The organism is Pseudomonas sp. AC252 (assembly GCF_979258105.1).
Genome location: NZ_OZ409837.1, coordinates 2,421,605 through 2,448,199 on the forward strand (window position 1 = coordinate 2,421,605; position 26,595 = coordinate 2,448,199).

Sequence of the window (26,595 nt, forward strand, 5' to 3'; positions counted from 1 at the left end):
GTAATGCGCCTGGTGTAGGAGCTGCCGAAGGCTGCGATCTTTTGCTGTTTCAACGCAATTTCATACTGATCGACTGCAGCTTCTTGCCATCGCGGTCATGGTAGTTGACCCATATCTGATCAGCCTCAACGACCACATGCGCAAAATTGTCCTGACTCACCACGGCACCGGTCAGCTCGTGCCGATAATCCCCGGCTGCCGTGCGCACCAGCGGTTGATCGAGGATAAACGTCGAGGCTTTGGCATACGGCAACAGTTTGCTGTTGTGCAGCGGTGACGACACGATGGTGTGCACTTCGAAATCGGTGTCTTCGCTGTGAGTCAAGCGACTGGTCAGCGAGCCATGGACATCGCCTGAGACGAACACCACGTTTTTGATCCGATGGGTACGAATGGTTTCCAGCAGGCGCAGACGCTGTTCGGGAAAAGCTTTCCAGGCATCGTCACCGTGAAGCTTGCGGTCGGGATAAAACATCACGCTGGTCACCACGAATTTCACCCGTGCCGGAGTGTGAATCAGCCATTCAAGCAGCGCTTGTTCCTGTTCGACGTCGAGAATGCGCCGATCGTCTTTCGACAGGTTGCGCTGGGTGCGACTGTCGGTAACGAACCAAGCGATATCGCTGTCGCCGAACTGATACCAGTAATGCTTCAAGCTGTCCCGGTCTATCTGGCCCTTGCCGTTACATGCATAAACCGGGCTGTGGCTGGCTTGATAAAGTTCATAAGCGGCCATGGCATTGCGATACAAGTCCTTGTCCGCATCTTTGGCATTGGCGGGCCAGTTATCTTCGATTTCATGATCGTCAAGCATCATGTAAGTCGATGTACTGGACATCAGTCGTTGAATATTCGGTTGCGAAAATGCCGTTCGATATTTCTTCAGAATGTCTTTGGCTTCGCGATCCGGTGCAATGATATTCAAGTCATCTACATAAACCTGGTCGCCGGTCATGATTACCGCACTGACCGGTAGATGACTGTTTTCGATCAGTTGATTGATCGAGCCAAAGATGCGGTCGCCCAGTTGCGGCAGGGAAGCGATGCCTGCGGTGATCCGCAGATAACGGCACGAACCGACGATAAAGCTGCGGGGCTGGTTGCCCTGCGCAGTTCGGGTGCGAAAGCGGTAGAGCTGACGCGGCCATTGCAATGGAAACTCGACCACCGTGTCGATGGTATGCACCGGGTTCATCGGACTTAGGCAACCGGCTTGATATTCGTATTCACAATCGGCATCGAGATCGTGCAATACGAGCACACCCGACATGTCATTAGCCGGATTCAAAAGTGCAAATACGCTGTTGGACCATTTTTCCGCACCGGCCTTGCGAGCGCGGACTCCGGCAAACACTCTTTTTCTGTCCTGCTGTTCGCCGCGAATGAAAATGCGTACTTCGTTAGTTGTGGTGTGGCCCACAATAGGGCCGATAGTCGGTTTGAACATGATCGATTCCGTTCGAGATTTTAATAAGATGAATTAAATAAGCGGAGCGCATTGAAGCAACTTTCCTGAGCAGAGGTTAGTTGGCCGGCGGCGGAAAATATTGGCGTTAAGTGGACCAGGCCTGTGGCCGATGTCAGCGCAGGTTGTAGGAAAGAGGCGCGATCCGGTTTATTTCAGGCAAAAAAAAGCCCCGTCAATTGACGGGGTTGAGGTACGAGCGTGTGGCGCTCGAAAGGGTGCAGCAAACAGCCCTCCGTTGCCGGAGGGCCGTTTGGGTTACAGCAGGATGGTGCGGATGTCGCCCAACAGGCTGCCCAGACGCTGGGTGAAGCGTGCAGCTGCAGCGCCGTTGATCACACGGTGATCGTAGGACAGCGACAGTGGCAGCATCAGCTTCGGCTGGAAGGCTTTGCCGTCCCAGACCGGCTGGATGGTTGCCTTGGAAACACCGAGGATCGCCACTTCCGGCGCGTTGACGATTGGCGTGAAGCCGGTGCCGCCAATATGACCGAGGCTGGAAATGGTGAAGCAGGCGCCTTGCATCTCGTCCGAGGACAGCTTCTTGGTGCGGGCCTTTTCAGCCAGCGAAGCCGCTTCGGCCGCCAGTTGCAGCAGGCTCTTCTGGTCGACGTTCTTGATCACCGGCACCAGCAGGCCATCCGGAGTGTCGACGGCGAAGCCGATGTTCACGTATTTCTTGCGGATGATCGCCTTGCCGCTTGGCGCCAGCGAACTGTTGAAGTCCGGCAGCTCCTTGAGCAGGTGCGCGCAGGTCTTGAGCAGCAGCGGCAGGATGGTCAGCTTGACGCCAGCCTTCTCGGCCACGGCTTTTTGCGCTACACGGAAGGCTTCCAGCTCGGTGATGTCCGCCGAGTCGAATTGCGTCACGTGTGGCACGTTCAGCCAGCTGCGGTGCAGGTTGGCCGCGCCGACTTGCATCAGGCGGGTCATCGGCACTTCTTCGATTTCGCCGAAACGGCTGAAATCGACCACCGGGATCGGCGGGATGCCCGCGCCACCGGTAGCGCCGCCAGCAGCGGCCGGTGCTTCCTTGGCCTTCTGCATCATCGCCTTGACGTAAACCTGCACGTCCTCCTTGAGGATGCGACCATGCGGACCGCTGGCGCCAACGGCGCTCAGCTCGACGCCGAACTCACGAGCCAGTTGACGCACGGCAGGGCCGGCGTGAACCTTCGCGCCCGGCTTGGCCGGTGCGGCGGCTGGAGCGGCGGCAGGTTTAGCGGCAGCGGCAGCCGGAGCAGCAGCGGCAGGTGCCGGCGCGCTGGGTGCAGCCGGGGCAGCAGCAGGTGCCGCGCCTTTGACTTTCAGCTTGAGAATCAGGTCGCCGGTGCCGACTTCGTCATCCAGCTTGATCGAAACGCTTTCGACCACGCCAGCGGCAGGCGATGGAATTTCCATGCTGGCCTTGTCGGATTCCAGGGTGATCAGCGACTGGTCGGCTTCGACGGTGTCGCCGGCCTTGACCAGCACTTCGATGATCTTCGCCTTGCCGGCCGAACCGATGTCCGGCACGTGGATGTCCTGAACGCTGTCAGCGGCCGGTGCGGCCGGAGCAGCAGCCGGGGCTGGCGCAGCGGCAGCAGCAGGCGCAGCAGCCTGAGCCGGAGCGGCCGCAGCAGGGGCCGCAGCACCCGCCACTTCCAGATCCAGAATCAGATCGCCAGTGCCGACTTCGTCGTTGAGCTTGACGCTGATGGCCTTGACCACGCCAGCGGCAGGCGACGGGATTTCCATGCTCGCCTTGTCGGATTCCAGGGTGATCAGCGATTGATCAGCTTCGACGCTGTCGCCGACCTTGACCTGAATCTCGATGATCTGTGCCTTGCCCGACGAACCGATGTCCGGCACGTGCACTTGCTGTACCGAAGCGGCAGCAGGAGCAGCGGCAGGCGCGGCAGCAGCAGGGGCGGCAGCCGGTTTCTCTTCGGCTTTCGCAGCAGGTGCGGCGGCCGGCGCAGGGGCCGCTTCAGCAGCGCCCTCGACTTCCAGTTCGAGCAGTTCGTCGCCTTCTTTCAGACGGTCGCCCAGCTTCACTTTCAGGCTCTTGATGACGCCGGCTTTCGGGGCCGGCACTTCCATGCTGGCCTTGTCCGATTCCAGAGTCAGGATGCTCTGGTCGGCTTCGATGCGGTCGCCGACCTTCACAAACAGTTCAATTACTTCACCTTCACCGCTGCCGATGTCAGGTACGCGAATGAGTTCGCTCACAAAATGTCTCCTCAGCAGTCCAGTGGGTTGCGTTTTTCCGGGTCGATGCCGAACTTGGCGATGGCTTCAGCCACAACCTTAGGTTCGATATCACCACGGTCAGCCAGTGCTTCCAAGGCTGCCAACACCACGAAATGACGGTCGACTTCGAAGAAATGACGCAGTTTCTTGCGGCTGTCGCTGCGGCCGAAACCGTCGGTGCCCAGGACCTTGAATTCCTTGGACGGTACCCACTGACGGATCTGCTCGGCGAACAGCTTCATGTAGTCGGTAGAGGCAATGACCGGACCTTTACGGCCGTTCAGGCACTCTTCGACGTAGCTCAGCTGAGGCTTCTGGCCAGGCTTGAGACGGTTGCTGCGTTCTACGGCCAGGCCGTCGCGACGCAGTTCGTTGAAGCTGGTAACGCTCCACACGTCAGCGCCGATGTTGAACTCTTCACGCAGGATCTTCGCCGCTTCACGCACTTCGCGCAGGATGGTACCGGAGCCCATCAGCTGAACGTGGTGCGCCGCATCGCGAGTGTCTTCCTCGAGCAGGTACATGCCTTTCTTGATGCCTTCTTCGGCACCGGCCGGCATGGCTGGCTGCTGGTACGACTCGTTCATCACGGTGATGTAGTAGAAGATGTCCTGTTGCTCTTCGGTCATCTTCTTCATGCCGTCCTGAATGATCACCGCCAGCTCGTAGCCGTAGGTCGGATCGTAGGTGCGGCAGTTCGGGATGGTCGCGGCCAGCAGGTGGCTGTGACCGTCTTCGTGCTGCAGACCTTCACCGTTCAGGGTGGTACGGCCGGCGGTGCCGCCGATCAGGAAGCCACGGGTACGGCTGTCGCCAGCGGCCCAGGCCAGGTCGCCGATACGCTGGAAGCCGAACATCGAGTAGAAGATGTAGAACGGCAGCATCGGCTGGTTGTGGCTGGAGTACGAAGTACCGGCAGCGATGAACGAGCTCATGGCGCCTGCTTCGTTGATGCCTTCTTCAAGGATCTGACCTTTCTGGTCTTCCTTGTAGAACATCACCTGGTCTTTATCGACTGGCTCGTAGAGCTGGCCGACGGAGGAGTAGATACCCAGCTGACGGAACATGCCTTCCATACCGAAGGTACGGGCTTCGTCCGGGATGATCGGGACGATGCGCGGACCGATTTCCTTGTCCTTGACCAGTTGCGCGAGGATCCGCACGAAGGCCATGGTGGTGGAAATTTCACGGTCGCCCGAGCCGTCGAGGATGGCTTTGAGGGTGTCCAGATCCGGAGTCGGCACGCTGAAGCTCTGCGCACGGCGTTGTGGCACGAAGCCGCCCAATGCAGCGCGACGCTCGGCCAGGTAGCGGCCTTCGGCACTGTTCGGCTCTGGCTTGAAGAACGGCAGGTTCTCCAGCTCTTCGTCCTTGACCGGGATATCGAAGCGATCGCGGAACAGCTTCAGGCTCTCGACGTCGACCTTCTTGGTGTTGTGCGCGGTGTTCTTCGCTTCGCCGGCACCGGTGCCATAACCCTTGATGGTTTTGGCGAGGATGACGGTCGGTTGTTCCTTGTGGTTGACCGCTTCGTGGTACGCCGCGTAGACCTTGTACGGGTCGTGGCCGCCACGGTTGAGTTTCCAGATCTCGTCGTCGGACAGATCGGCAACCATTGCCTTGAGTTCAGGCGTGTTGAAGAAGTGCTCGCGAACGAACGCGCCGTCTTTGGCTTTGTAGTTCTGGTATTCGCCGTCGATGACTTCGTCCATGCGACGCTGCAGGATGCCGTCGACGTCCTTGGCCAGCAATGGGTCCCAGAAACGGCCCCAGATGACTTTGGTTACGTTCCATTGTGCACCGCGGAACACGCCTTCGAGTTCCTGGATGATCTTGCCGTTGCCGCGAACCGGGCCGTCGAGGCGCTGCAGGTTGCAGTTGATGACGAAGATTAGGTTGTCCAGCTTCTCGCGGCCGGCCAGGGAGATCGCGCCCAGGGATTCCGGCTCGTCGCACTCGCCGTCGCCCAGGAAGCACCAGACCTTCTGTTTGCCCGGCTGGATGAAACCGCGGTGCTCCAGGTACTTCATGAAGCGCGCCTGGTAGATCGCCTGGATCGGACCCAGACCCATCGATACGGTCGGGAACTGCCAGAAGTCAGGCATCAGCCAAGGGTGCGGATAGGACGACAGGCCTTGACCATCGACTTCCTGACGGAAGTTGTTCATCTGGTCTTCGGTGATGCGGCCTTCCATGAATGCGCGGGCATAAACGCCTGGCGAGGTGTGGCCCTGGAAGTAGATCAGGTCGCCACCGTGTTCGTCGGTCGGGGCCTGGAAGAAATAGTTGAAGCCGATGTCATACAGGGTCGCACTGGAAGCGAAGCTGGAGATGTGACCACCCAGGTCCGAATCTCGCAGGTTCGTGCGCATTACCATGGCCATCGCGTTCCAGCGTACCAGCGAGCGAATGCGGCGTTCCATGAACAGGTCGCCAGGCATGCGTGCTTCGTGGGTAACGGGGATCGTGTTGCGGTAAGGCGTGGTGATCGCGTAAGGGAGCTGCGAGCCGCTGCGGGTCGCGAGTTCGCCCATACGGGTCATCAGATAGTGAGCACGGTCTTCGCCTTCTTTGTCGAGAACCGATTCCAGGGCGTCCAGCCATTCCTGGGTTTCGACGGGATCGAGGTCTTGCATGGCTTGCTCCAGGGCGGAAAGGCTTCCAGAATCGGTTGCCTGAGTTTGCGACTGGCCTTGTGGGCAGACGATTTAAAATTCTTGGATTGCCGACAGGTTGTTCCGGCGGCGTGTAGTTTTACTACAAATCTTCCGGCATTTCAGCCTTTCGAATGTATAGACGAGTAGTAAAACTACAGATGAAAGGCTTGTGGCCTCCGACTGCGTTGTGAAAATAATCGTTAAGGCGGGTCGATTTCCATCCGAATAAGGTGAAAGTTTGATGCTGGATGCCAAAGAAGAAGAAATTTCAGCTATTTCTAACTTTTGTTCGACAGTCCTTCACGTAGCGGGTTTTCATCATTCACTACAAGCGGCCCTTTATACGCCGATCAAGGATAGACCATGACCCTGCCCGTGCTTGCCGAACTGCCCGCCATTCTCCTGCCGTTGGTCAGCCGATCCGAGCAGTCGTTCCGTACGTCCGTCGCCGCCCTTGAAGACGATCACGGCCTGTCGAGCTGGACGCCGGAGCGCTGGGCGCAATTCGCCCGCGTCAGCGCTGCCAGCGAATTTGTCATTGAACAGAGCATTCGTGACCCTTTGATGTTGCTGGCACTGGTGGCGTCCGGCGAACTCGATCGGCCCTTTGCGCCCGGCGAGTTGCGCGCACAGATCGCCGCCGCCGTAAACAGCGCGCAGAGCGAAGACGAACTCGGCCGCGCCTTGCGTCGCCAACGCGCGCGCCATCAGGTGCGGATCATCTGGCGCGACCTGACACGCCAGGCCGATCTGGTGCAGACCTGCCGCGACCTCTCGGACATGGCCGACGCCACCATCGATCAGGCTTATCAATGGCTTTACAGCCGTCATTGCGAGCAATTCGGCACGCCGACCGGTCGGCGCAGTGGTGAGCCGCAGCAGATGGTCATCCTCGGCATGGGCAAGCTCGGCGCGGTCGAGCTGAATCTGTCTTCCGACATCGACCTGATCTTCGCCTACCCCGAAGGCGGCGAAACCGTCGGCGTGAAACGCTCGCTGGATAACCAGGAATTCTTCATCCGTCTCGGCCAGCGTCTGATCAAGGCGCTGGATCCCATGACGGTCGACGGCTTCGTCTTCCGCGTCGACATGCGCCTGCGCCCATACGGATCGTCCGGTGCGCTGGTGCTGAGCTTCAATGCGCTGGAGCAGTATTACCAGGATCAGGGCCGCGACTGGGAACGCTACGCGATGATCAAGGCGCGGGTGGTGGCTGGCGATCAGGTGGCCGGCGCGCAGTTGCTCGACATGCTGCGGCCGTTCGTTTATCGGCGTTATCTGGATTTTTCGGCGATCGAAGCGCTGCGCACCATGAAGCAGTTGATCCAGCAGGAAGTGCGGCGCAAGGGCATGGCCGACAACATCAAGCTCGGTTCCGGCGGCATTCGTGAGGTCGAATTCATCGCTCAGGCCTTTCAACTGATCCATGGTGGCCGCGACCTGAGCCTGCAACAGCGTCCTTTATTAAAGGTGCTGAGCACGCTGGAAGGGCAGGGTTATCTGCCGCCGGCGGTGGTCAGTGAATTGCGCGAGGGTTACGAGTTTCTGCGTTACACCGAACACGCGATTCAGGCGATCGCTGACCGCCAGACGCAAATGCTGCCGGACAATGCTCAGGATCAGGCGCGCATCGCCTTCATGCTGGGTTTCGCCGATTGGCCCGCCTTCCATGAACAACTGATGTACTGGCGTGGGCGTGTGGCCTGGCATTTCGCCCAAGTGATCGCTGATCCCGACGAAGAAGAGGGCGGCGAAAGCGAAGTGGTGGTCGGTGGTGAATGGCTGCCGCTGTGGGAGGAAGAACAGGACGAAGAGGCCGCGTGCCGGCAGTTGCAGGAAGGCGGTTTTGTCGATGCCGGCAAAGCGCTGAAAGCGCTGGCCGGTTTGCGTGGCAGTCCGCAATTGCGCGCGATGCAGCGACTGGGGCGCGAGCGTCTCGATGCGTTTATTCCACGACTGCTCGCGCAAGCGGTGGAGCATGCCAATCCCGATTTGGTGCTTGAGCGCGTGCTGCCACTGGTGGAAGCGGTGGCGCGGCGTTCGGCGTATCTGGTGTTGCTCACGGAAAACCCCGGCGCGCTGCGCCGCCTGCTGACCCTGTGTGCGGCGAGCCCGTGGATTGCCGAGCAGATCACGCGCTTCCCGCTGCTGCTCGACGAATTGCTCAACGAGGGCCGGCTGTTCAAGCCGCCGCTGGCGCCGGAACTGGCGGCCGAGTTGCGCGAACGGCTGACGCGAATTCCCGAGGACGACCTCGAGCAACAAATGGAAGCCTTGCGCCATTTCAAACTGGCGCACCGCTTGCGCGTCGCCGCCTCGGAAATCGCCGGCAGCCTGCCGTTGATGAAGGTCAGCGATTACCTGACCTGGCTGGCCGAGGCGATTCTCGAACAAGTGCTGGCCCTGGCCTGGCGGCAGACCGTGGCCAAGTACGGCACGCCGCTGCGCACCGACGGCACGCTGTGCGATCCCGGCTTCATCATTGTCGGTTATGGCAAAGTCGGCGGTATCGAACTGGGGCATGGTTCCGATCTGGATCTGGTGTTCATCCATGACGGCGATCCGCAGGCGGAAACCGATGGGCCGAAATCCATCGACGGCGCGCAGTTCTTCACGCGTCTGGGGCAGCGGATCATTCACCTGCTCACGGCGCAGACCAACTCCGGCCAGCTCTATGAAGTGGATATGCGCCTGCGTCCGTCCGGCGCTTCCGGGCTGCTGGTGAGTTCTCTCGGCGCGTTCGCTCGCTATCAGGAAAATGAAGCCTGGACGTGGGAGCATCAGGCTTTGGTGCGCGCGCGGGTGCTGGTGGGCAGCCAGGATGTTGGCCAGGCCTTCGAGAAAGTCCGCGCGCAGGTGCTGGGCAAGCCTCGGGATTTGGCCAAACTGCAGCAGGAAGTCAGCGAGATGCGTGCCAAGATGCGCGACAACCTCGGCACCCGCAGCACCGCGGCCGGCACGGCGGCGAATGCGTTCGACGCGGGCGTGCCGTTCGACCTCAAGCAGGACGCCGGAGGTATCGTCGATATTGAATTTATGGTGCAATACGCGGCCCTGGCGTGGTCACACAGCCATCCGCCACTGCTGCGCTGGACCGATAACATCCGCATTCTGGAAGAGCTGGAGCACGAAGGGCTGATGCCCGCCGAAGATGCCAGTCTGTTGCGCGAGGCCTACAAGGCTTTCCGCTCCGCCGCCCACCGGCAGGCCTTGCAGAAGGACGCCGGGGTGATAGCCGGGGATCAGTTTGTCGAAGAGCGGCAACAGGTGTTGCGGATCTGGAAAGAGTTGGGGCTAAGCTGAACCACAGATGTATGGCCGGATGCAAAACCCTGTAGGAGTGAGCCTGCTCGCGATAGCGGAGTGACAGTCGACAGTCATGTTGAAGGAAATGACCCATCGCCAGCAGCGCCGCTTCCACAATGATTATCGAGGCGGGGAGGCGTAAATGCCTCCCCGGTTCGTTTTTGGAAACCACATGAATATTCTGATCGTTGGGCCCAGTTGGGTCGGTGACATGGTGATGGCGCAGACACTGTTTCAGTGTCTCAAACAGCGCCACCCGCAATGCGCAATCGACGTGCTGGCGCCCGAATGGAGCCGGCCGATCCTCGAGCGCATGCCCGAAGTGCGCAAGGCCTTGAGCTTCCCGCTCGGCCACGGCGCGCTGGAACTGGCGACGCGTCGACGCATCGGCAAATCCCTGCGCGGCCAGTACGATCAGGCGATCCTGCTGCCCAATTCGCTGAAATCGGCACTGGTGCCATTTTTTGCCGGCATCCCCAAGCGCACCGGCTGGCGCGGCGAATTCCGCTACGGTCTGCTCAACGACGTGCGCACCCTCGACAAACAACGCTATCCACTGATGATCGAGCGTTTCATGGCCTTGGCCTATGAAACCGATGCGGAATTGCCGAAGCCCTATCCGCGCCCGAGCCTGCAAATTGACCCGGTCACCCGCGAAGCCGCTTTGGCCAAATTCGGCCTGAGCCTCGATCGCCCGGTCCTGGCCCTGTGCCCCGGCGCCGAGTTTGGCGAATCCAAGCGCTGGCCGTCCGAGCACTACGCCAAGGTCGCCGAAGCGCGCATTCGCGAGGGCTGGCAGGTGTGGCTGTTCGGTTCGAAAAACGATCACGCGGTCGGCGAGGACATTCGCGCCCGGCTGATCCCGGGCCTGCGCGAAGAATCGGTCAACCTCAGCGGCGGCACTTCTTTGGCCGAGGCCATCGACCTGCTGTCCTGTGCTGATTCGGTTGTCTCTAACGATTCCGGCCTGATGCACGTCGCTGCGGCATTGAATCGCCCGCTGGTCGCGGTCTATGGCTCGACCTCGCCGGGCTTCACCCCGCCGCTGGCCGAGCAGGTCGAGATCGTGCGCCTGGGCATCGAATGCAGCCCGTGCTTCGATCGCACCTGCCGTTTTGGCCATTACAACTGCCTGCGCCAGCTGATGCCGGACGCGGTCAACGATGCCTTGCAGAAGTTGCAGGGCTCCGTGATCGAGGTTCATTAACTTGCGGGTATTGCTGATCAAGACTTCATCGCTGGGCGACGTGATTCACGCGTTGCCAGCGCTGACCGACGCCGCCCGCGCGATCCCGGGCATCAAGTTCGACTGGGTGGTGGAAGAAGGCTTCGCCGAGATTCCGAGCTGGCACCCGGCGGTCGATAAGGTAATTCCGGTGGCCATCCGCCGCTGGCGCAAGAATCTGTGGAACACCATCACCAGCGGCGAGTGGAAACGCTTCAAGCAAAGCGTGCGCGCCAATAAATACGACCTGGTGATCGACGCTCAAGGCTTGCTGAAAAGCGCCTGGCTGACCCGCTACGTCAAAGCGCCGGTGGCCGGCCTCGATAAAACCTCCGCTCGCGAGCCGATGGCTGCGCGCTTCTACAATCGCAAACTCGCTGTCGCCCGTGGCCAACATGCCGTCGAGCGCGTGCGCCAGTTGTTCGCCATCGCGCTGGGTTACGACTTGCCCAAAGGCCTCGGTGATTACGGCCTCAACGTCGAGCGACTGGTTGAGTTGCCGCGCAAGAATGCCTACGTGGTGTTCCTCCACGGCACCACTTGGGACACCAAGCACTGGCCGGAAATCTACTGGCGCGAGCTGGCCGAGCGGGTCGGCTACCTCGGCGTTGGCGTGAAGTTGCCGTGGGGCAACCCACAGGAAAAAGCCCGCGCCGAGCGCATCGCTGCCGGCTTCAAACATGCCGAAGTGCTGCCGAAGCTCAATCTGGCCGGCGTCGGCAAAGTCCTCGCCGGCGCGCAGGCTTGTGTGGCGGTGGACACCGGTCTCGGCCACTTGGCCGCTGCGCTGGACGTGCCGACCATCTCGCTGTTCGGCCCGACCAACCCGGGCCTGACTGGCGCCTACGGCAAGCTGCAGATTCATCTGGCCAGCGACTTCCCGTGCGCGCCCTGCATGCAGAAAAAATGTACCTACCAACCGACCGAGCAGGATGCCCGTCAGTTTGACCTGAAACGCGAGCAGCCTTTGTGCTTCACGCGTGTAAATCCCGAGCGTGTCGCCAGCCGACTGAGCACGTTGTTGATGGCTGAGGAGCTGCGCTGATGCAATTGGCATTCGTCCTGTACAAATATTTCCCGTTCGGTGGCTTGCAGCGCGACTTCATGCGCATCGCCCTCGAATGCCAGAAGCGCGGCCATCAGATCCGTGTTTACACGTTGATCTGGGAAGGCGATATACCGCCGGGTTTTGAAGTGCTGGTGGCGCCCGTCAAGGCGTTCTTCAATCACCGTCGCAATGAGAAACTCAGCGCGTGGATGGCGGCAGATCTGGCCAGGCGCCCGGTCGATCGTCTGATCGGTTTCAACAAGATGCCGGGCCTGGACGTGTACTACGCGGCTGATGGCTGCTTCGAAGACAAGGCGCAGAACCTGCGCAACTCGCTGTATCGCCGCTGGGGCCGCTATCGTCACTTCGCCGAATACGAGCGCGCGGTGTTCGCCAAGGACGCGAAGACCGAAGTGCTGATGATTTCCGAAGTGCAGCAACCACTGTTCATCAAGCACTACGACACGCCGCTTGAGCGCTTCCATCTGCTGCCGCCGGGCATCGCCCAGGATCGTCGACGTCCGGCGAATGCTGATGAAATTCGCGCCGGTTTCCGCGCTGAATTCAATCTCAAGGACGACGAGCTGCTGCTGGTGCAGATCGGCTCCGGCTTCAAGACCAAGGGTGTCGATCGCAGCCTCAAAGCGCTGGCCGCACTGCCCGCCGAATTGCGCAAACGCACCCGGCTGTTTGTAATCGGCCAGGATGACCCCAAATTGTTCCAGATGCAGAGTGCGACGCTGGGCCTGGGTGACAACGTGACCTTTCTCAAAGGGCGCAGCGATATCCCGCGTTTTCTGCTCGGCGCCGACCTGTTGATTCACCCGGCCTACAACGAAAACACCGGTACCGTGCTGCTTGAAGCGTTGGTGTCCGGTTTGCCGGTGCTGGTCAGCGCGGTCTGCGGATACGCCCATTACATTGCCGAGGCCGACGCCGGGCGAGTGCTGGACGAGCCGTTCGAGCAGGCGCAGCTGACGCAATACCTGACCGAGATGTTGAGCAATGACGCTGCACGTGCGGCCTGGAGCCGCAACGGTCTGGCCTTCGCCGAGACGGCCGACCTCTACAGCATGCCGCAGCATGCGGCGGATGTGATTCTGGCGGAGCACGCTTAATGAAGTTGATGCTGGCTGAACCGTTCAAAAGCCTTTGGGCCGGACGCGACCCGTTCGCCGCAGTCGAAGGCTTGCAGGGCGAGGTATACCGCGAGCTGGAAGCACGCCGGACATTGCGCACGGAAGTCGACGGCCATGGCTTTTTCGTCAAGATCCACCGTGGCATCGGCTGGGGCGAAATCTTCAAGAACCTGCTGACCGCCAAGCTGCCGGTGCTCGGCGCCGGGCAAGAGTGGAAAGCCATTCAGCGCCTGCAGGAAGTCGGCGTGCCGACCATGACCGCCGTCGCCTACGGCGAGAAGGGCAGCAACCCGGCGGATCAGCATTCGTTCATCGTCACCGAAGAACTGGCGCCGACCATCAGCCTGGAAGACTTCAGCATCGACTGGGTCAAGCACCCCCCGAGCCAACACTCAAGCGCGCATTGATTGCCGAAGTGGCGCGGATGACCGGCATGATGCACCGCGCCGGGGTCAACCACCGCGACTGCTACATCTGCCACTTCCTGCTGCACACCGACAAACCGGTGACGCCGGAAGATTTCAAACTCTCGGTGATCGATCTGCACCGTGCCCAGACCCGCGCGAAAATCACTCAGCGCTGGCGCAACAAGGATCTGGCGGCGCTGTATTTCTCCGCGCTGGACATCGGCCTGACTCGCCGCGACAAGCTGCGTTTCCTCAAGGGTTATTTCCAGCAACCGCTGCGGCAGATTCTGGCAGAAGAGGCGCCGCTGCTGAACTGGCTGCAAGGCAAGGCCGACAAGCTCTACGAACGCAAGCAGCGTTACGGGGATGCGCTCTGATGGCGGGCTGGACGCTTGAGCCGCAGTACAGCGAACTCGCCGAAGAGTTTGGCAGCCTCGACGCCGTATTTGCGTTGCAGGGTGAACGCCTGACTCGCGACCCGCTCTCGGAGGTCATTCGCGTGCAGCGCGCCGGCGTCAACTATTACGTCAAGCGCTACGTCGGCGCCGGTAAGGGCCTGCGTCGCTACCTCGGCAAGCCGCGAGTGAAGATGGAGTGGCAGAACCTCAAGCGCTTCGCCAAGTGGGGCATCCCTACCGCCGAGGTGGTCGCCTGGGGGCTGGAACGACGTGGTGCGGCTTATGATCGTGGCGCCATGATCACTCGCGAATTGCCCAACACTGAAGACCTCTCCGCGCTGGCCGAGCGCAAGGATCCCAAACTCAAGGATCGCGCCTGGGTCGACGGTGTCAGCCGGCAACTGGCCGGTTATACCCGGACCATGCATGATCACCGCTTTACCCATAACGACCTGAAATGGCGCAACCTGTTGATCGACGATCAGGCGCGTATCTTTCTCATCGACTGCCCCAACGGTGAGTTCTGGCGCGGCTTCTGGCTCAAGTACCGGATCACCAAGGACCTGGCCTGTCTCGACAAGCTGGCCAAATATCACCTGTCCAATACCCAACGCCTGCGTTTCTATAAGCAGTACCGCCAGTGCGATCGGCTCGATGGCGCCGACAAGAAACGGATTCGGCACGTGGTGAGATTTTTGAGGGACGTGAATGACTGATTTTATTGCCGAGCAGGACCGTGCGCTGCTGGAACGCCACGGTCTCGGCACTTTCGACGCGCTGTGGGCCAAACAGCTGGAAGCGGTGGATGAGCCCAACACTTCTGGCGGCGGCTGGAGCAGCGTGTTCCGCCTGAACCTGGAAGGCCAGGGTTACTACCTCAAGCGCCAGAGCAACTATCTGACCCGCACCTTGCATGCACCGCTTGGCGAGCCGAGCTTTGCCCGCGAGTTCCGCAATATCAGCCGCTATCGCAAGCTTGGCATCCCGGCATTGCAGGCCGCGTTTTTCGGTGAGCGCAAGGTTGATGGGGAAGTGCGCGCCATTTTGCTGACCCGCGCACTGGACGGCTGGAGCGATCTGGATTCGTTGCTTGAACGCTGGGCTCAACTCAGTGCCGCGCAACATTCGGCGATTCTCAAGGCCTGCGGATTGCTGGCGCGGCGTCTGCACGGCATGCGTCAGGTGCATGGCTGTTTTTATCCCAAGCATATTTTTCTGCGCGCCACTGGCGACGGTTTCGAGGCGCAACTGATTGATCTGGAAAAGACCCGGCCGCTGCTGTTCGGCGCGCGTGATCGGGTCAAGGATCTGGAGCCGTTGCAGCGCCGTTCGCCGCAGTGGAGCGAGGCGGACTTGCGCCAGTTGCTCGCGGCTTATCTCGATCAGCCGACTGACAGTTCGCTGCTCGACCGCTGGCTCGATCGGCTGACGGCACGGCGCAGTCACAAGGAGACCCGCTGATGCGCTTGTCCGAACTGGCCCGATCCGGGCGCTCACCCTCGTTGCCGCTGACTGTGACTCTGGCGGATGCAGCCGGGGCTGCGGATTTGCAGTTGCTGAGCCTGTTACGGGTGCTGCCCGGGCAGCGCTACGTCGGTGCCGGGGTCTGGCGCGGTCGGCCGGTACTGGCCAAGTTGTTGGTCGGCAGCAAGGCTGCCCGGCATTTTCAGCGTGAGCTGGATGGCGTGCGGCTACTCGCTGCGCAGGGCCTGACCACGCCGCTGCTGTTGGCCGATGGGCTGGAAGACGGCGAGGGCGGCTGGCTGCTGTTTGAATTTCTCGAAGACGCCGAAAGCCTCGGTGATGCCTGGGCGAAGGTCGAGTCGCTGCCTGTGTTGGCCGATGAGCAAACGGCCGTGTTGGCCGAAGCGCTGGATGCCATCGGTCGCCTGCATGGCAAAGGGCTCTGGCAGGAAGACTTGCACCTGGACAATCTGCTGCGTCACGGCGGCCAGCTGTATCTGATCGATGGTGCCGGGGTGCGTGCGGAAACGCCCGGGCAGCCATTGTCCCGGCAAAAGGTTCTGGAAAACCTCGGAGTGTTTTTCGCCCAACTGCCCAAGTCACTCGAACCGTTCACCGAAGAATTGCTGGTGTATTACCTGCTGAGCAACAGCGAACATGCGCTGCCGCTGGAGGCATTGCAGAAGCAGATCGACAAGGTCCGTAGCTGGCGACTCAGGGATTATCTGATCAAGGTCGGCCGCGACTGCACCTTGTTCGCGGTTCACCGCGGCGCATTCGCCTTGCGCGCCATTCGCCGCGAAGAAGAAACCGCCATGCTGCCGGTACTCGAACAGGCCGACGCCTTGCTTGATCGGGGGCATCTGTACAAGACCGGTGGCGCGGCCAGCGTCGGCCGAGTCGAGGCGGGCGGCCGCACGCTGGTGATCAAGCGCTACAACATCAAGGGCTTTGCCCACTGGCTCAAGCGCTTCTGGCGCCCGAGTCGGGCCTGGCATTCGTGGCGCGAAGGCAATCGCCTGGCCTTCCTTGGTATCGCCACGCCGAAACCGCTGGCGGTACTGGAAAAGCGGTTTTTGTGGCTGCGCCGCAGTGCCTATCTGGTCACGGAATTCCTGCCGGGGCCAGACATCATCGAGCGCTTCACGCCTTACGTGGAGAATGGCGAGGCACCAGAAGCCGAGTTGCAGGCACTGGATCAGCTGTTTGCCCGGTTGATTGCCGAGCGCATCAGTCATGGCGATTTCAAGGGCCACAACCTGTTCTGGCAGACGGATCGCTGGGCTTTGATCGACCTCGACTCGATGTGCCAGCACGGCTCTGTCAGCAGCTTTGCCCCGGCCTACGCCCGGGATCGCGCGCGTTTCATGCGCAACTGGCCGCCAGGCAGTGCGTTGTATCGCGTCATTGATCAGCGCCTGCCGAAAGAGGTCTCGAGCGCGGGGTGACTCCATTTCGCGAGCAGGCCGCTTCCGGCGATGGACTCGGTCCCCTGCGGATCCGAGTCTGCGGGCAGTAACGGACAAAACACAGCGACTTGTCCTACAGCTTCTCCAGAAGCCATGAACTGTGCCCTGCTCGGCCTCGATGCTAATTTGCCTGTCGATTCTGGAGGGCGAATCTTGAGCATGAAAAAACTGATGACGCTGGGCGTTCTTTCCTGGGTTCTCTCAGGCTGTGGCAGTGTCTCGACCGTATTGCAGGACGACGCCGATGCTGCCCGTGACTTGCGCAAGAAGAAGACCTACTGCCAATCGATTCCGCGCGTATACAGTGGCCTGGCCTTCGATTTTTGCACGTTGAATGCGCCGCCCGATCCGACGGGCATGCTGGCGCCCTTTGTGTTGCTTGATCTTCCGCTGTCCGCCGTGTTCGATACGCTGTCGCTGCCCTATACGATTCATCGCCAGGTCGCCGACTCAAACCTGAGTATTTACTGGCGCAGAGACGGCTATTGAGTCGTTCGGTCCGTTGAATCGGCCCATTCGCGCAGGTGACAATTCGCACAAGGTAATTCCCGTCATGTTTACGCTATAATCCCGCCCTTTAGCTGCCACTCGCCCTGTGCGAAGGCACATCAATACTCAAGGCGCATCGCGCCTGCATGCAGACTAAAGAGGCTAGACCCCTGTGGCATTGACGATTCTTGGCCTGTCCGGCGCCCTTAGCCATGATCCTTCCGCAGCCTTGTACATCGACGGCAAGCTGGTCGCGGCGGCTGAAGAGGAGCGCTTCGTACGCGATAAACATGCAAAGAACCGCATGCCCTACGAATCGGCGAAATTCTGCCTCGAGCAAGCTGGCATCAAGCCGTCCGACGTTGACGTGGTGGCAATTCCATTCGCCCCGATCAGCCTGTTCGGCAAGGCCCGCTGGCACTACGCCAAGCGCTATTGGTACGCCCCGGATCGCGCTCTCGATGCAATCCTGATGGGCAACCGCCGCTACAAGCGCTATCGCAACAAGATCGTCTGGTGCCTCGAGCAACTGGGCTTCGATCCGAAGAAAATCAAGATCGAGCCGGTCGAGCACCACCTGGCACACGCTTCCAGCGCCTATCACTGCTCGGGTTTCAAAGAGAAAACCGCGATTCTCGGCATCGATGGCAAGGGCGAATACGCCACGACTTTCTTCGGCTATGGCGAAAACGGCAAGATTCACAAGATCAAGGAATTCTTCGACCCGGATTCCCTCGGCGGCCTGTACGGTGCGATCACCGAGTTCCTCGGTTTCGAGATGCTCGACGGTGAGTTCAAGGTCATGGGCATGGCGCCGTACGGCGATGCCAGCAAATATGATTTCTCGCGTCTGGCCTCGTTCGAAAATGGCGAGCTGGTGATCAACACCGACTACGCCAACGTGATCGGCCTGCGTCGTTATAAAGAAAAGGGCAAAGGCTTCTACTTCTCGCCGAAGCTAATCGAGTGGCTGGGTCCGAAGCGCGAAGGCGACATCGCCGACGAGCCGTACATCCACTACGCCGCGAGCATGCAAGCGCTGTTCGAGAAGCTGGCGTTGCAGATGATCGACTACTACCTGGGCGACGTGCTCAAGGAAACCGGCAAACTGGCTTTCGCCGGTGGCTGTGCGTTGAACGTCAAGCTGAATCAGAAAATCATCGCCCGTGACGACATCAAAGAGCTGTTCGTACAGCCTGCGTCCGGCGATGCCGGCACCGCGGTCGGCGCTGCCGCTTACGTGTCGCACGCCCGTGGCGTACCGGTCGAGAAGATGGAACACGTCTACCTCGGCCCGTCCTACAGCAACGAAGATGTGATCGCTGCGTGCGCCCGTCATGAGAACAAGCCGACCTGGCGCAAGCTCGACAACATGCCGCAAGAGATTGCCAAAATCATGGTTGAGGGCAATCCGGTGGCCTGGTTCCAGGGCCGGATGGAATTCGGCCCGCGCGCATTGGGTGGTCGTTCGATCATCGGGTGCCCGAGCATTCCCGGTGTGGCTGATCGAATCAACCACCAGATCAAGTTCCGCGAGCGCTGGAGGCCTTTCTGCCCGTCGATGCTCGACACCGTCGCGCCGCAGATGATCAAGATCGATCACCCGGCGCCCTTCATGACTTTCACCTTCGAAGTCGCCGAAGAATGGAAAACCCGCGTGCCGGAAGTTGTCCATGAAGACGGCACTTCCCGCGCCCAGGTGCTCAAGCGTGAATACAATCCGCGCTACTACGACATGATGAAGGCGCTGGAAGACCTGACCGGCAACGGCGTATCGCTGAACACTTCGCTCAACCGTCGAGGCGAACCGATGATCTGCTCGCCGACCGATGCGCTGAATATGTTTTTTGGTTCTGACCTGCAATATCTGATCATGGAAGATATTCTTGTCGTCAAAGACGGCGTGCAAGGAAACGGTCTTGACTGAAACACTGATCAGCGTTGTGATCCCCGCGTACAACTACGCCAGTTCGCTGCCTCGGGCTGTGGAGTCGGTGCTGGCGCAGTTGCATGAAGCGACGGCGGATCTGCTGGTTATCGATGACGGTTCCACTGACGCGACGCCTGAGGTTGTACAAGCGTTGCTGGCAGAGCACCCCGGGCGTTTTCGTGCCATACGCCAAAGCAATGGCGGACTGTCTTCAGTGCGCAATCGCGGGATCGAGGAAACCGTCGGGCAATTTCTGGTTTTTCTCGACGCAGATGACGAGATGGCTTCCGGGGCACTGGCGGCGTTATCGCAACACATCGCCAGTTACCCTGAAACGCGGATGATCATCGGCGCTCATTGGTCAATCTTCTCCGGTGGCAAGCGCAGCCTGCAGGCTGTCAAACCACTGCCGGCAACGTTGCGCCAGCGGGTCAGAGGCTATTTGCTGGACAAGACGGTGTCGATCTCCAACGGTGCTTGCGCAATGCATCGTGATGTATTCGCGCCGGGCAACTATCCCGAGCATCTGCGCAACGTTGAGGATTTACCGGTATTTGCGCAAGTGCTGGCGCGCTTTCCCTGCACGGTGATCGAACAGCCACTGGCACTCATTTACAAGCACGCCGACAGCATGCGCCATGATTTGCGCCAGAGCTTGGCAGCGGGTACCGAGCAGGTGGTTGCTGAAGTTTTTTCCAGTCAGCGGATGCCGCGAGAATTTCACGATTTGCGTCAGGCATATCTCGCTCAACGATGCCTGTCATTGTTTCGAGATTGCTATTCGCATGGCGAATACGCATTGGCGAAAGCATTCTACATGCAGGCGCTACGCGCCGACTGGCGCATTCTCGGGCGTTGGTCTTACATGCGCAAAGCCTTGCGCCTGCTGTTCCGATAAATCTGTTGTTTTTTGGCGTACCTGTGGCGCGTGATGTTGAGGGGGCTGGGTGAAAGGTACGGATAACAAGTGGGTGATCAAGGCAGCTCGGGTAATCAATGAGCGACCGGTCAGTGTCGCGTTCTGGGCAAGCATTCTCCTTTCACTGATCGCCGTGTGGGGTACCGCAACGGTCGGTCGCGATGCCGCGCTGTACATCGATATCGCCCATGAGGTTGTCTTGCACGGGGCCGACGTGGCCTGGGTGCATTTCGACTGGCCGTGGTTCTCCATTCTTCTGGCCCTGACCCATCGCTTTCTGTGGTTGCCGTTGGAGTTGAGCGCCTATCTCTGGTGCGGTCTGTTTTTCGCCGGCACCAGTGCCCTGATGGTCGATTGTATTCGCCGACGTTCGCCACAACTTGCCGGGTGGGCATGCCTGGTTGTGCTGGCAATGCCCGCGGTCAATTCCTTTCGAAATGACATCATCCGTGAATGCGGTTTCTGGTTTTTCTGCACGCTGGCGTTATGGCAGGCGCTGCGTTGGCAAGCCTTGGGCGGCTGGCTCAGAGCCGGCCTGATTCACTTGGCTATCGTGGCCGCAGCGCTGTTCCGGCTGGAGGCATTGCTTTTATTGCCAGCGCTGGGGCTGTGGCAGTTGCCGGGGCTGTGGCGCTCCGGTCAGCGCGCGCGTTTGCTGCAGTTTGCTCTGTTGCCGGTGGTGGGGCTGCTGGTTGCATCGGCCTTCGGATTTTTCATGTCGGCACGCTTCCTCCTGTATTTGGACATGATTGCACCGCAGGGCGTCTACAAGTCGTTTCAGATGCTGTCTGAACAGTTTGGCAACTCGCTGATCAACAAGTACTCCCAGGATGAAGCCGGGCGCATCGTGTTCTTCGGGCTGCTGGCGACGATGATGATCACCTTCGTCAAGCTGATGGGGCCGTTCGCTGCGCCATTTGTCCTGCGTCGCAACTGGGGAGTCTTGGGTGTTTACTGGCGTGACTATCGTCCGTTCGCCTGGGCAGCACTGCTGTATCTCGTCGTGCTGATGCTGTTTTTCATCAAGCAGCAGTTCATGAACGCCCGGTATCTGAGTTTCCTGAATTTGCTGTTCGTACCGGTACTGGCGATGGGGCTGGCGGCATTTGCCCGGCAGTTTCCGCGCTGGACCAAAGTGCTGGTCGTGGCAGCGTTGCTGGTGATGCTGTCGAATGTGATTTCGACTGGCGCTGGCAAGACCCATTACGTGGCCGCCGGGCGCTGGATGTCCGCGCACGTTGAGCCTGAGGCCAGCGCCTGGTTCGAAGACGGTCGCATCAGCTATTACGCGGGGCGGGGTTATGTCCTGCCGACGCTCACGCGTGAACAGGCGATGTCGCCGGAGCACGCCGATGACTATCGCTATTTCCTGATCGAAGGCAAAGGCGATGAGTCGTGGCTGGGCGAGTGGCTGGTGGCGCACAAGATGCGCATCATTGAGCGCTTCGCCAATCGCAAGGGTGCGACGATTCTGGTGATCGGCAAGTAAGGCTCAATCGAGCAGTAGGCGCAGGCGTTCGATCAGCGCAGCCTGCCGCTTGCTCGGCAACGCCTGGCGATAACCTTCCAGGAAGGTGTGCCCGGCGTCGTCGCCGAGCAGCCATTGCCGGTCTTGTTTGTAGCGCAGCAAATGGGCGAAGTTGCGCAGTCGCTTGCTGTCGCTCAGAGCGCGCCTCTGGCAGCGCAGGTCGGCGATGTCGATCAACCCGAGCTGATTCTGCGGCGTCTGCACGACATTACCGAAGTGCAGGGACCGGAAATACACGCCTTTTTCGTGCAGTTGCGCAATGAACGCGCCCAACTGAGCGCGCAACGTCTCGGTTTCTTCGGGCGTGCCCTGCAATTGCCGTACGGTCTCGCCCGCCAGCGGTGCGTAATACACGCCATCGCGCTGAATGCTTGGAATACGATAAACCGCGATCACATCGGGGCAGAGAATGCCGCGCTGCTGCAACGCCTTGGTGTTGTTGGCGAAGCGCTGGGCGTAGGGAAAGAACAGCGCTGAACTCAACAAGCGCTTGCGGCGGAATAGCTTGAGCATGCGACCGTCGGCCAACCTGAGCACCTTGTCGCCGGAACCGTCGGCTTCGAGTACCTGAGCGCCCTTGCGCAGTGCCTCGTAAGTGCTGTGATCAATCGATTGCATGCCTGACTCCCCATCGTGAGCCGGCTATCTTAACCGACTTGGCCAAAGGCTGGCGTCCGGCGATGTTTATCGGCGCAAAAGGGCCTGTGATATCATCGCCGCCTCACTGATTTACGCGGATTACCATGAGCAGTCCTGAACCGAAAGCCCAGTCAACGCTGGCGATCTATTTCCGCCTCTTGGCTTACGTGCGTCCCTACGCCGGCTTGTTCATCCTGAGTATCGTCGGCTTCCTGATCTTCGCATCGACCCAACCGATGCTCGCCTACATCCTCAAATATTTCGTCGACGGTCTGGCCAATCCCGAGGCCAGTCTGTTCCCCGGCAATCCTTACCTTGGCAAGTTGCAATTGCTCGAGAGTGTGCCGTTGTTGATCGTGCTGATTGCCGTGTGGCAAGGCGTCGGCTCGTATCTGGGCAACTACTTTCTGGCGCGGGTTTCGCTGGGGCTGGTGCATGACCTGCGTGTGGTCCTGTTCAACAAGCTGCTCGATCTGCCCAACAGCTATTTCGACAAGAACAACTCTGGTCACCTGATTTCCCGTATCACCTTCAACGTGACGATGGTCACCGGCGCCGCCACCGACGCGATCAAAGTGGTGATCCGCGAAGGCATGACCGTGATTTTCCTGTTCTGCACCCTGTTGTGGATGAACTGGAAGTTGACCCTGGTGATGGTCGCCATCCTGCCGGTAATCGGTCTGATGGTGAACAGCACCAGCAAGAAATTCCGCAAGCAGAGCAAAAAGATTCAGGTGTCGATGGGCAACGTCACGCATGTGGCGTCCGAGACGATTCATGGTTACCGCGTGGTGCGCAGCTTTGGTGGCGAAACCTACGAAAAGGTTCGCTTTCACGACGCCAGCCAAAGCAACACCGACAAGCAACTGACCATGACCAAGACCGGCGCGGTGTATACACCGATGCTGCAATTGGTGACCTATAGCGCCATGGCGGTGGTGATGTTTCTGGTCCTGTACCTTCGCGGTGATGCATCGCCTGGTGATCTGGTGGCCTACATCACCATGGCCGGCCTGCTGCCAAAACCGATTCGCCAGCTCTCGGAAGTCAGCTCGACGATCCAGAAGGGCGTGGCCGGTGCCGAGAGCATTTTCGAGCAGCTGGACGAGCCGGCGGAAGTCGATCACGGCACGGTCGAGCGCGACCGTCTGCAAGGTCGCCTCGAAGTGCGCAACCTCAGCTTCAGTTATCCCGACAGTGAGAAGAAAGTCCTTGATGACATCAGTTTCGTCGTCGAACCAGGACAAATGGTCGCGCTGGTCGGTCGTTCCGGCAGTGGCAAGTCGACCTTGGCCGGTCTGATTCCGCGTTTCTACCAGCACGAGCAGGAACATGGGCAGATTCTGCTCGATGATGTGCAGGTGCAGGACCTGACCCTTCGCAGCCTCCGTCGGCAGATAGCCCTCGTGACCCAACAGGTCACGCTGTTCAACGACACGGTGACCAACAACATCGCTTACGGCGACCTGGCGGGGGCGCCGTTCGATGAGGTCAAACGCGCGGCCACCGAAGCCTACGCCGATGAGTTCATAGTCAAGATGCCGCAGGGCTATGAAACCCTGGTCGGCGAAAATGGTGTGTTGCTGTCCGGTGGACAGCGTCAGCGCATCGCCATCGCACGTGCATTGCTCAAGGACGCGCCGCTGCTGATTCTCGATGAGGCCACCTCGGCCCTCGATACCGAGTCGGAACGGCATATCCAGGCGGCTCTCGATCATGTGGTGCAGAACCGCACGACGCTGGTCATCGCTCACCGTTTGAGCACGATCGAAAAGGCTGATCTGATTCTGGTCATGGATGACGGCAAGATTGTCGAACGCGGCACTCATGCCCACCTTCTCGCGCAAAATGGCTATTACGCACGCTTGCATGCGAAGGAATTCGAAGAAGGCGACGAGCCGCAGCCGACCCATGTGACCGACCTATGCTGACGGCGTTTCGCGCTTGGCGGGAGCGCGGCTGGAGCCAGATCGATCAGGCGGCCTACGCACAGGCCTGGCAGCGCTTCGGTGGCAGTTTTGCCACGCATCCCGATGTGGTGGAGCGGCTGTCGGCATTTGTCGGCATCCAGCTGCATTATTTGGGCTGGATCGTTGACGGCGAAGTCGTCGCGGCTGTTGCTTGCTGGGGAAAACATGCCGCGCTGTCCAAGGAAGTGCTCAAGCGCGAGGGCAAGCGCGGGCTGCTGGACATGGGCAACGCCGAAGTGATTCTGCCGATTGCTGCGGATGCCGTGGTTCCGGTTCGCCAGCGCATGGCTTACGTGTCGCAACTCAACGCCGAGCAGATCAGCACCCTGCGCGCCCAGCCCGAAGGCCTGGCACTGGCGCGGCTGCCCGAGGATTACTCGAAGAAGTTTCGCTACAACCAGCGTCGCGAACAGCGCCTGCTGGAAGAGGCGGGTGGTGCGCTGATTCCGATGGCCGACTTGACGCCACAGGAGCAGGCCGCCGCTTACGGTGATCTGTTCCAGCGTCGCTGGGGGTTCGAGGTGCCCGGCAAGGCCGGGTTGGTCGAGGTCTTCACGCTCTTGCGCGAGTTCATGACCGGTTCAGTGGTCATGCTTGAGTCGGCGCCAGTGGCAATTCAGATCCTCTACCGTGTCGAAGCGCCGCAATGGGTATCGCTGGAATACGTCAACGGCGGCGTCGATCCGCAAAGCCGTGAGTTCAGCCCCGGCAGTGTGCTGAGCTTCGTCAACACCCAGCAGGCCTGGGCGGATGCTCAGGCACTGGGCAAGACGCTGCGCTATTCGTTCGGCCGTGCCGACCGTGAATACAAGGATCGCTGGTGCCACACGGTGCCCGTCTACAAGGTCTGAAGCCATGACTGCTCGCAAGCAACAGCTCCTCAAGGCGCATCGGCGCAGCAAGCGCTTGTTCCTCATCGCGTTCCTGATCGTCCTGGTGGCGGCCGGTTTCGGGCTGGGCTGGTGGCTGGTGCCGGTGCTACTGGTGTTGGCGTGGGGGGCGCACGAAGCGTGGTTCGCCGACCACCTGTTCTACCGCGCAAGCGACGACTATCAGTACCAGTTTCCCGGCGATACAGCGCGGCAAAGCGTGAAGCTGGATGGCGGAGTCGTACATCTGAGCGAGCCGCTGGCGCCGGGAGAAACGCTGCTGCTGGAACTTCAGATCAAAGCGACGTGGCTGGGCCGCTGGCGCGATCCCTATGTCGAGTTGGGTAATGATCGCCAGGATTTCGAGCGTGGCGTCGGTGGGCGGCGCTTTCTCAATCTCTCCGGGCAAGCCGCAGCGCTTGGCGAAAACGCGCTGACAGTGCGTGGTCGGCATTGCACGCTGAGTTCCAGCGGCACGTTGTGGGTCATGAGCAATCCCGATTACGCGCAGCAACGGGTCATGGTCATCGCGCCCCACGCCGATGATGCCGAGCTTGCAGCGTTCGGGCTCTACAGTCGCGGCGAAAAAGCAAGCATCGTCACCCTGACCCAGGGCGAAATCGAAGCCGAAGATTTTCAGCGACTGGGTCTGGACAAGGCTCAGGCGGCTCGTTTGAAAGGTCGCCTGCGCAGTTGGGACAGCCTGAGTATTCCGTTGTGGGGCGGGGTGCCGGCCAGTCGTTGTGTACAGCTGGGCTATTACTGCCTGCAATTGCCAGCGATGGCCGAAGAGCCGAACACCTCATTCGGCTCGCGCGAATCCGGCGAAAATGATGTGCGTACTGTCCGTCAGCACAATCCGTTCGACCTGCCGGGCGATGTCGATGGCGCGCCGACCTGGATCAATCTGGTCGGCGATTTACGGCAATTGCTCGAGCACTTTCGCCCCGAAGTCGTCGTCACTCCGCATCCCGAACTGGACCCGCACAGCGATCACGTCGCTTCCACCCGTGCCCTGCTGGAAGCCATCGCCGCCAGTACGTGGCAGCCGTCGACCTTGCTGATGTACGCCAACCATCTGCATGACAATGATCGTTGGCCAATGGGCCCGGCCGGTGGCGGTATTGCACTGCCGCCGGCGATCGAACCGTTGCCGGCCGACCGTTTGTGGAGTCCGCTGCTGTCAGCGGACGTGCAGCTGGACAAGGCCATGGCGCTGGCCATGGAGCATGACCTGCAGGGCCCGCTCGGATTCAAGCGGCAGTTGCGTCGCGTCATTCAACAGGTGCTTGCTGGACGTCGCTGGCCTGTCACAGGCAGTAACGAGTTTTTCCGCAAGGCTGTTCGCCGCCACGAACTGTTCTGGGTCCGCGACCTTTGAGATTGAGGCGGACGGCGCTTTACCCTGTGTTAATATCGCGCCCCTGTTCATTTTGTATGT

At 60.2% G+C, this 26,595-nt stretch carries 18 protein-coding genes and 2 pseudogenes; 16 read left to right on the top strand and 4 right to left on the bottom strand.

Annotated features, from left to right (window positions below):
• Nucleotides 1-49 precede the first annotated feature (49 nt).
• The 3 genes from ACZZZ4_RS11185 to aceE all read right to left on the bottom strand — a co-directional run bounded on the left by ACZZZ4_RS11185 (nt 50) and on the right by aceE (nt 6,333).
• Complete coding sequence (locus ACZZZ4_RS11185) at nt 50-1,447, bottom strand: alkaline phosphatase D family protein (RefSeq protein ID WP_463547815.1); 1,398 nt, start codon at nt 1,445-1,447, stop codon at nt 50-52.
• 276 nt (nt 1,448-1,723) lie between these two features.
• Entirely contained in the window at nt 1,724-3,676 is a 1,953-nt protein-coding gene (gene aceF, locus ACZZZ4_RS11190) for a dihydrolipoyllysine-residue acetyltransferase (protein WP_463547816.1), read from the bottom strand.
• An 11-nt stretch (nt 3,677-3,687) separates the two neighbouring features.
• Nucleotides 3,688-6,333: a pyruvate dehydrogenase (acetyl-transferring), homodimeric type gene (gene aceE / locus ACZZZ4_RS11195; RefSeq protein ID WP_415763835.1), complete on the bottom strand. Its 2,646-nt coding sequence runs from the start codon at nt 6,331-6,333 to the stop codon at nt 3,688-3,690.
• A gap of 262 nt (nt 6,334-6,595) precedes the next feature.
• Here aceE and ACZZZ4_RS11200 point away from each other — a divergent pair, with 262 nt between their 5' ends.
• The 13 genes and pseudogenes from ACZZZ4_RS11200 (at nt 6,596) to ACZZZ4_RS11260 (ending at nt 21,637) form a co-directional block, all read left to right on the top strand.
• Nucleotides 6,596-6,721: a hypothetical protein gene (locus ACZZZ4_RS11200; protein ID WP_301291621.1), complete on the top strand. Its 126-nt coding sequence runs from the start codon at nt 6,596-6,598 to the stop codon at nt 6,719-6,721.
• On the top strand, nt 6,718-9,657 hold the full coding sequence (gene glnE, locus ACZZZ4_RS11205) for a bifunctional [glutamate--ammonia ligase]-adenylyl-L-tyrosine phosphorylase/[glutamate--ammonia-ligase] adenylyltransferase (RefSeq protein ID WP_463547817.1): 2,940 nt from the start codon (nt 6,718-6,720) through the stop codon (nt 9,655-9,657). Before ACZZZ4_RS11200 ends, glnE begins: the two co-directional genes overlap by 4 nt.
• A gap of 175 nt (nt 9,658-9,832) precedes the next feature.
• Complete coding sequence (gene waaF / locus ACZZZ4_RS11210; protein ID WP_463547818.1) at nt 9,833-10,867, top strand: lipopolysaccharide heptosyltransferase II; 1,035 nt, start codon at nt 9,833-9,835, stop codon at nt 10,865-10,867.
• Between the two features lies 1 nt (nt 10,868).
• A complete protein-coding gene (gene rfaC, locus ACZZZ4_RS11215) occupies nt 10,869-11,930 on the top strand; it encodes a lipopolysaccharide heptosyltransferase RfaC (RefSeq protein ID WP_463547819.1) in 1,062 nt (353 codons plus the stop codon).
• On the top strand, nt 11,930-13,051 hold the full coding sequence (locus ACZZZ4_RS11220; protein WP_463547820.1) for a glycosyltransferase family 4 protein: 1,122 nt from the start codon (nt 11,930-11,932) through the stop codon (nt 13,049-13,051). The genes rfaC and ACZZZ4_RS11220 overlap by 1 nt, the downstream gene beginning before the upstream one ends.
• Nucleotides 13,051-13,856, top strand: a pseudogene (gene rfaP, locus ACZZZ4_RS11225) (lipopolysaccharide core heptose(I) kinase RfaP). The gene ACZZZ4_RS11220 and the pseudogene rfaP overlap by 1 nt, the downstream one beginning before the upstream one ends.
• A pseudogene (locus ACZZZ4_RS11230) lies at nt 13,856-14,589 on the top strand (lipopolysaccharide kinase InaA family protein). Before rfaP ends, ACZZZ4_RS11230 begins: the two co-directional pseudogenes overlap by 1 nt.
• Nucleotides 14,586-15,338, top strand: a complete 753-nt coding sequence (locus ACZZZ4_RS11235) for a lipopolysaccharide kinase InaA family protein (protein ID WP_039756775.1) — start codon at nt 14,586-14,588, stop codon at nt 15,336-15,338. Before ACZZZ4_RS11230 ends, ACZZZ4_RS11235 begins: the two are co-directional and overlap by 4 nt.
• On the top strand, nt 15,338-16,789 hold the full coding sequence (locus tag ACZZZ4_RS11240; protein WP_463547821.1) for a lipopolysaccharide kinase InaA family protein: 1,452 nt from the start codon (nt 15,338-15,340) through the stop codon (nt 16,787-16,789). Before ACZZZ4_RS11235 ends, ACZZZ4_RS11240 begins: the two co-directional genes overlap by 1 nt.
• A 180-nt stretch (nt 16,790-16,969) precedes the next feature.
• Nucleotides 16,970-17,299: a YceK/YidQ family lipoprotein gene (locus ACZZZ4_RS11245; RefSeq protein ID WP_405045553.1), complete on the top strand. Its 330-nt coding sequence runs from the start codon at nt 16,970-16,972 to the stop codon at nt 17,297-17,299.
• Nucleotides 17,300-17,471: 172 nt separating this feature from the next.
• A complete protein-coding gene (locus ACZZZ4_RS11250) occupies nt 17,472-19,226 on the top strand; it encodes a carbamoyltransferase family protein (RefSeq protein WP_039756782.1) in 1,755 nt (584 codons plus the stop codon).
• Nucleotides 19,219-20,127 carry a glycosyltransferase family 2 protein gene (locus ACZZZ4_RS11255; RefSeq protein ID WP_039756783.1) on the top strand — a complete coding sequence of 303 codons (909 nt, stop codon included), beginning with the start codon at nt 19,219-19,221 and terminating at the stop codon, nt 20,125-20,127. The genes ACZZZ4_RS11250 and ACZZZ4_RS11255 overlap by 8 nt, the downstream gene beginning before the upstream one ends.
• Nucleotides 20,128-20,176: 49 nt before the next feature.
• Nucleotides 20,177-21,637 (top strand): hypothetical protein, encoded by a 1,461-nt coding sequence (locus tag ACZZZ4_RS11260; RefSeq protein ID WP_463547822.1) that lies wholly within the window; start codon nt 20,177-20,179, stop codon nt 21,635-21,637.
• A 3-nt stretch (nt 21,638-21,640) separates the two neighbouring features.
• Here ACZZZ4_RS11260 and ACZZZ4_RS11265 read toward each other — a convergent pair whose 3' ends face one another.
• The gene (locus ACZZZ4_RS11265) at nt 21,641-22,294 is read right to left on the bottom strand and encodes a lipopolysaccharide kinase InaA family protein (RefSeq protein ID WP_039756786.1); all 654 of its coding nucleotides are present in this window, start codon (nt 22,292-22,294) and stop codon (nt 21,641-21,643) included.
• Nucleotides 22,295-22,419: 125 nt separating this feature from the next.
• Between ACZZZ4_RS11265 and msbA the strand changes: the two genes are divergently transcribed.
• From msbA to ACZZZ4_RS11280, 3 genes are read left to right on the top strand one after another with little or no spacing between them, the layout of a single operon-like run.
• On the top strand, nt 22,420-24,246 hold the full coding sequence (msbA, locus tag ACZZZ4_RS11270; protein WP_463547823.1) for a lipid A export permease/ATP-binding protein MsbA: 1,827 nt from the start codon (nt 22,420-22,422) through the stop codon (nt 24,244-24,246).
• Entirely contained in the window at nt 24,240-25,136 is an 897-nt protein-coding gene (locus ACZZZ4_RS11275) for a GNAT family N-acetyltransferase (protein ID WP_129998210.1), read from the top strand. Before msbA ends, ACZZZ4_RS11275 begins: the two co-directional genes overlap by 7 nt.
• A 4-nt stretch (nt 25,137-25,140) precedes the next feature.
• On the top strand, nt 25,141-26,535 hold the full coding sequence (locus ACZZZ4_RS11280; RefSeq protein ID WP_463547824.1) for a PIG-L deacetylase family protein: 1,395 nt from the start codon (nt 25,141-25,143) through the stop codon (nt 26,533-26,535).
• The last annotated feature ends 60 nt before the right edge of the window (nt 26,536-26,595 follow it).

Bases quoted from the DNA above. Each gene is read 5' to 3' on its own strand.
- ACZZZ4_RS11240 (WP_463547821.1), top strand. From the start codon at position 15,338: ATGCGCTTGTCCGAACTGGCCCGATCCGGGCGCTCACCCTCGTTGCCG.
- ACZZZ4_RS11235 (WP_039756775.1), top strand. From the start codon at position 14,586: ATGACTGATTTTATTGCCGAGCAGGACCGTGCGCTGCTGGAACGCCAC.
- ACZZZ4_RS11185 (WP_463547815.1), bottom strand. From the start codon at position 1,447: ATGTTCAAACCGACTATCGGCCCTATTGTGGGCCACACCACAACTAAC.
- ACZZZ4_RS11220 (WP_463547820.1), top strand. From the start codon at position 11,930: ATGCAATTGGCATTCGTCCTGTACAAATATTTCCCGTTCGGTGGCTTG.
- waaF (WP_463547818.1), top strand. From the start codon at position 9,833: ATGAATATTCTGATCGTTGGGCCCAGTTGGGTCGGTGACATGGTGATG.
- aceE (WP_415763835.1), bottom strand. From the start codon at position 6,333: ATGCAAGACCTCGATCCCGTCGAAACCCAGGAATGGCTGGACGCCCTG.
- ACZZZ4_RS11245 (WP_405045553.1), top strand. From the start codon at position 16,970: ATGAAAAAACTGATGACGCTGGGCGTTCTTTCCTGGGTTCTCTCAGGC.
- ACZZZ4_RS11275 (WP_129998210.1), top strand. From the start codon at position 24,240: ATGCTGACGGCGTTTCGCGCTTGGCGGGAGCGCGGCTGGAGCCAGATC.
- msbA (WP_463547823.1), top strand. From the start codon at position 22,420: ATGAGCAGTCCTGAACCGAAAGCCCAGTCAACGCTGGCGATCTATTTC.
- ACZZZ4_RS11265 (WP_039756786.1), bottom strand. From the start codon at position 22,294: ATGCAATCGATTGATCACAGCACTTACGAGGCACTGCGCAAGGGCGCT.
- ACZZZ4_RS11200 (WP_301291621.1), top strand. From the start codon at position 6,596: ATGCTGGATGCCAAAGAAGAAGAAATTTCAGCTATTTCTAACTTTTGT.
- glnE (WP_463547817.1), top strand. From the start codon at position 6,718: ATGACCCTGCCCGTGCTTGCCGAACTGCCCGCCATTCTCCTGCCGTTG.
- ACZZZ4_RS11280 (WP_463547824.1), top strand. From the start codon at position 25,141: ATGACTGCTCGCAAGCAACAGCTCCTCAAGGCGCATCGGCGCAGCAAG.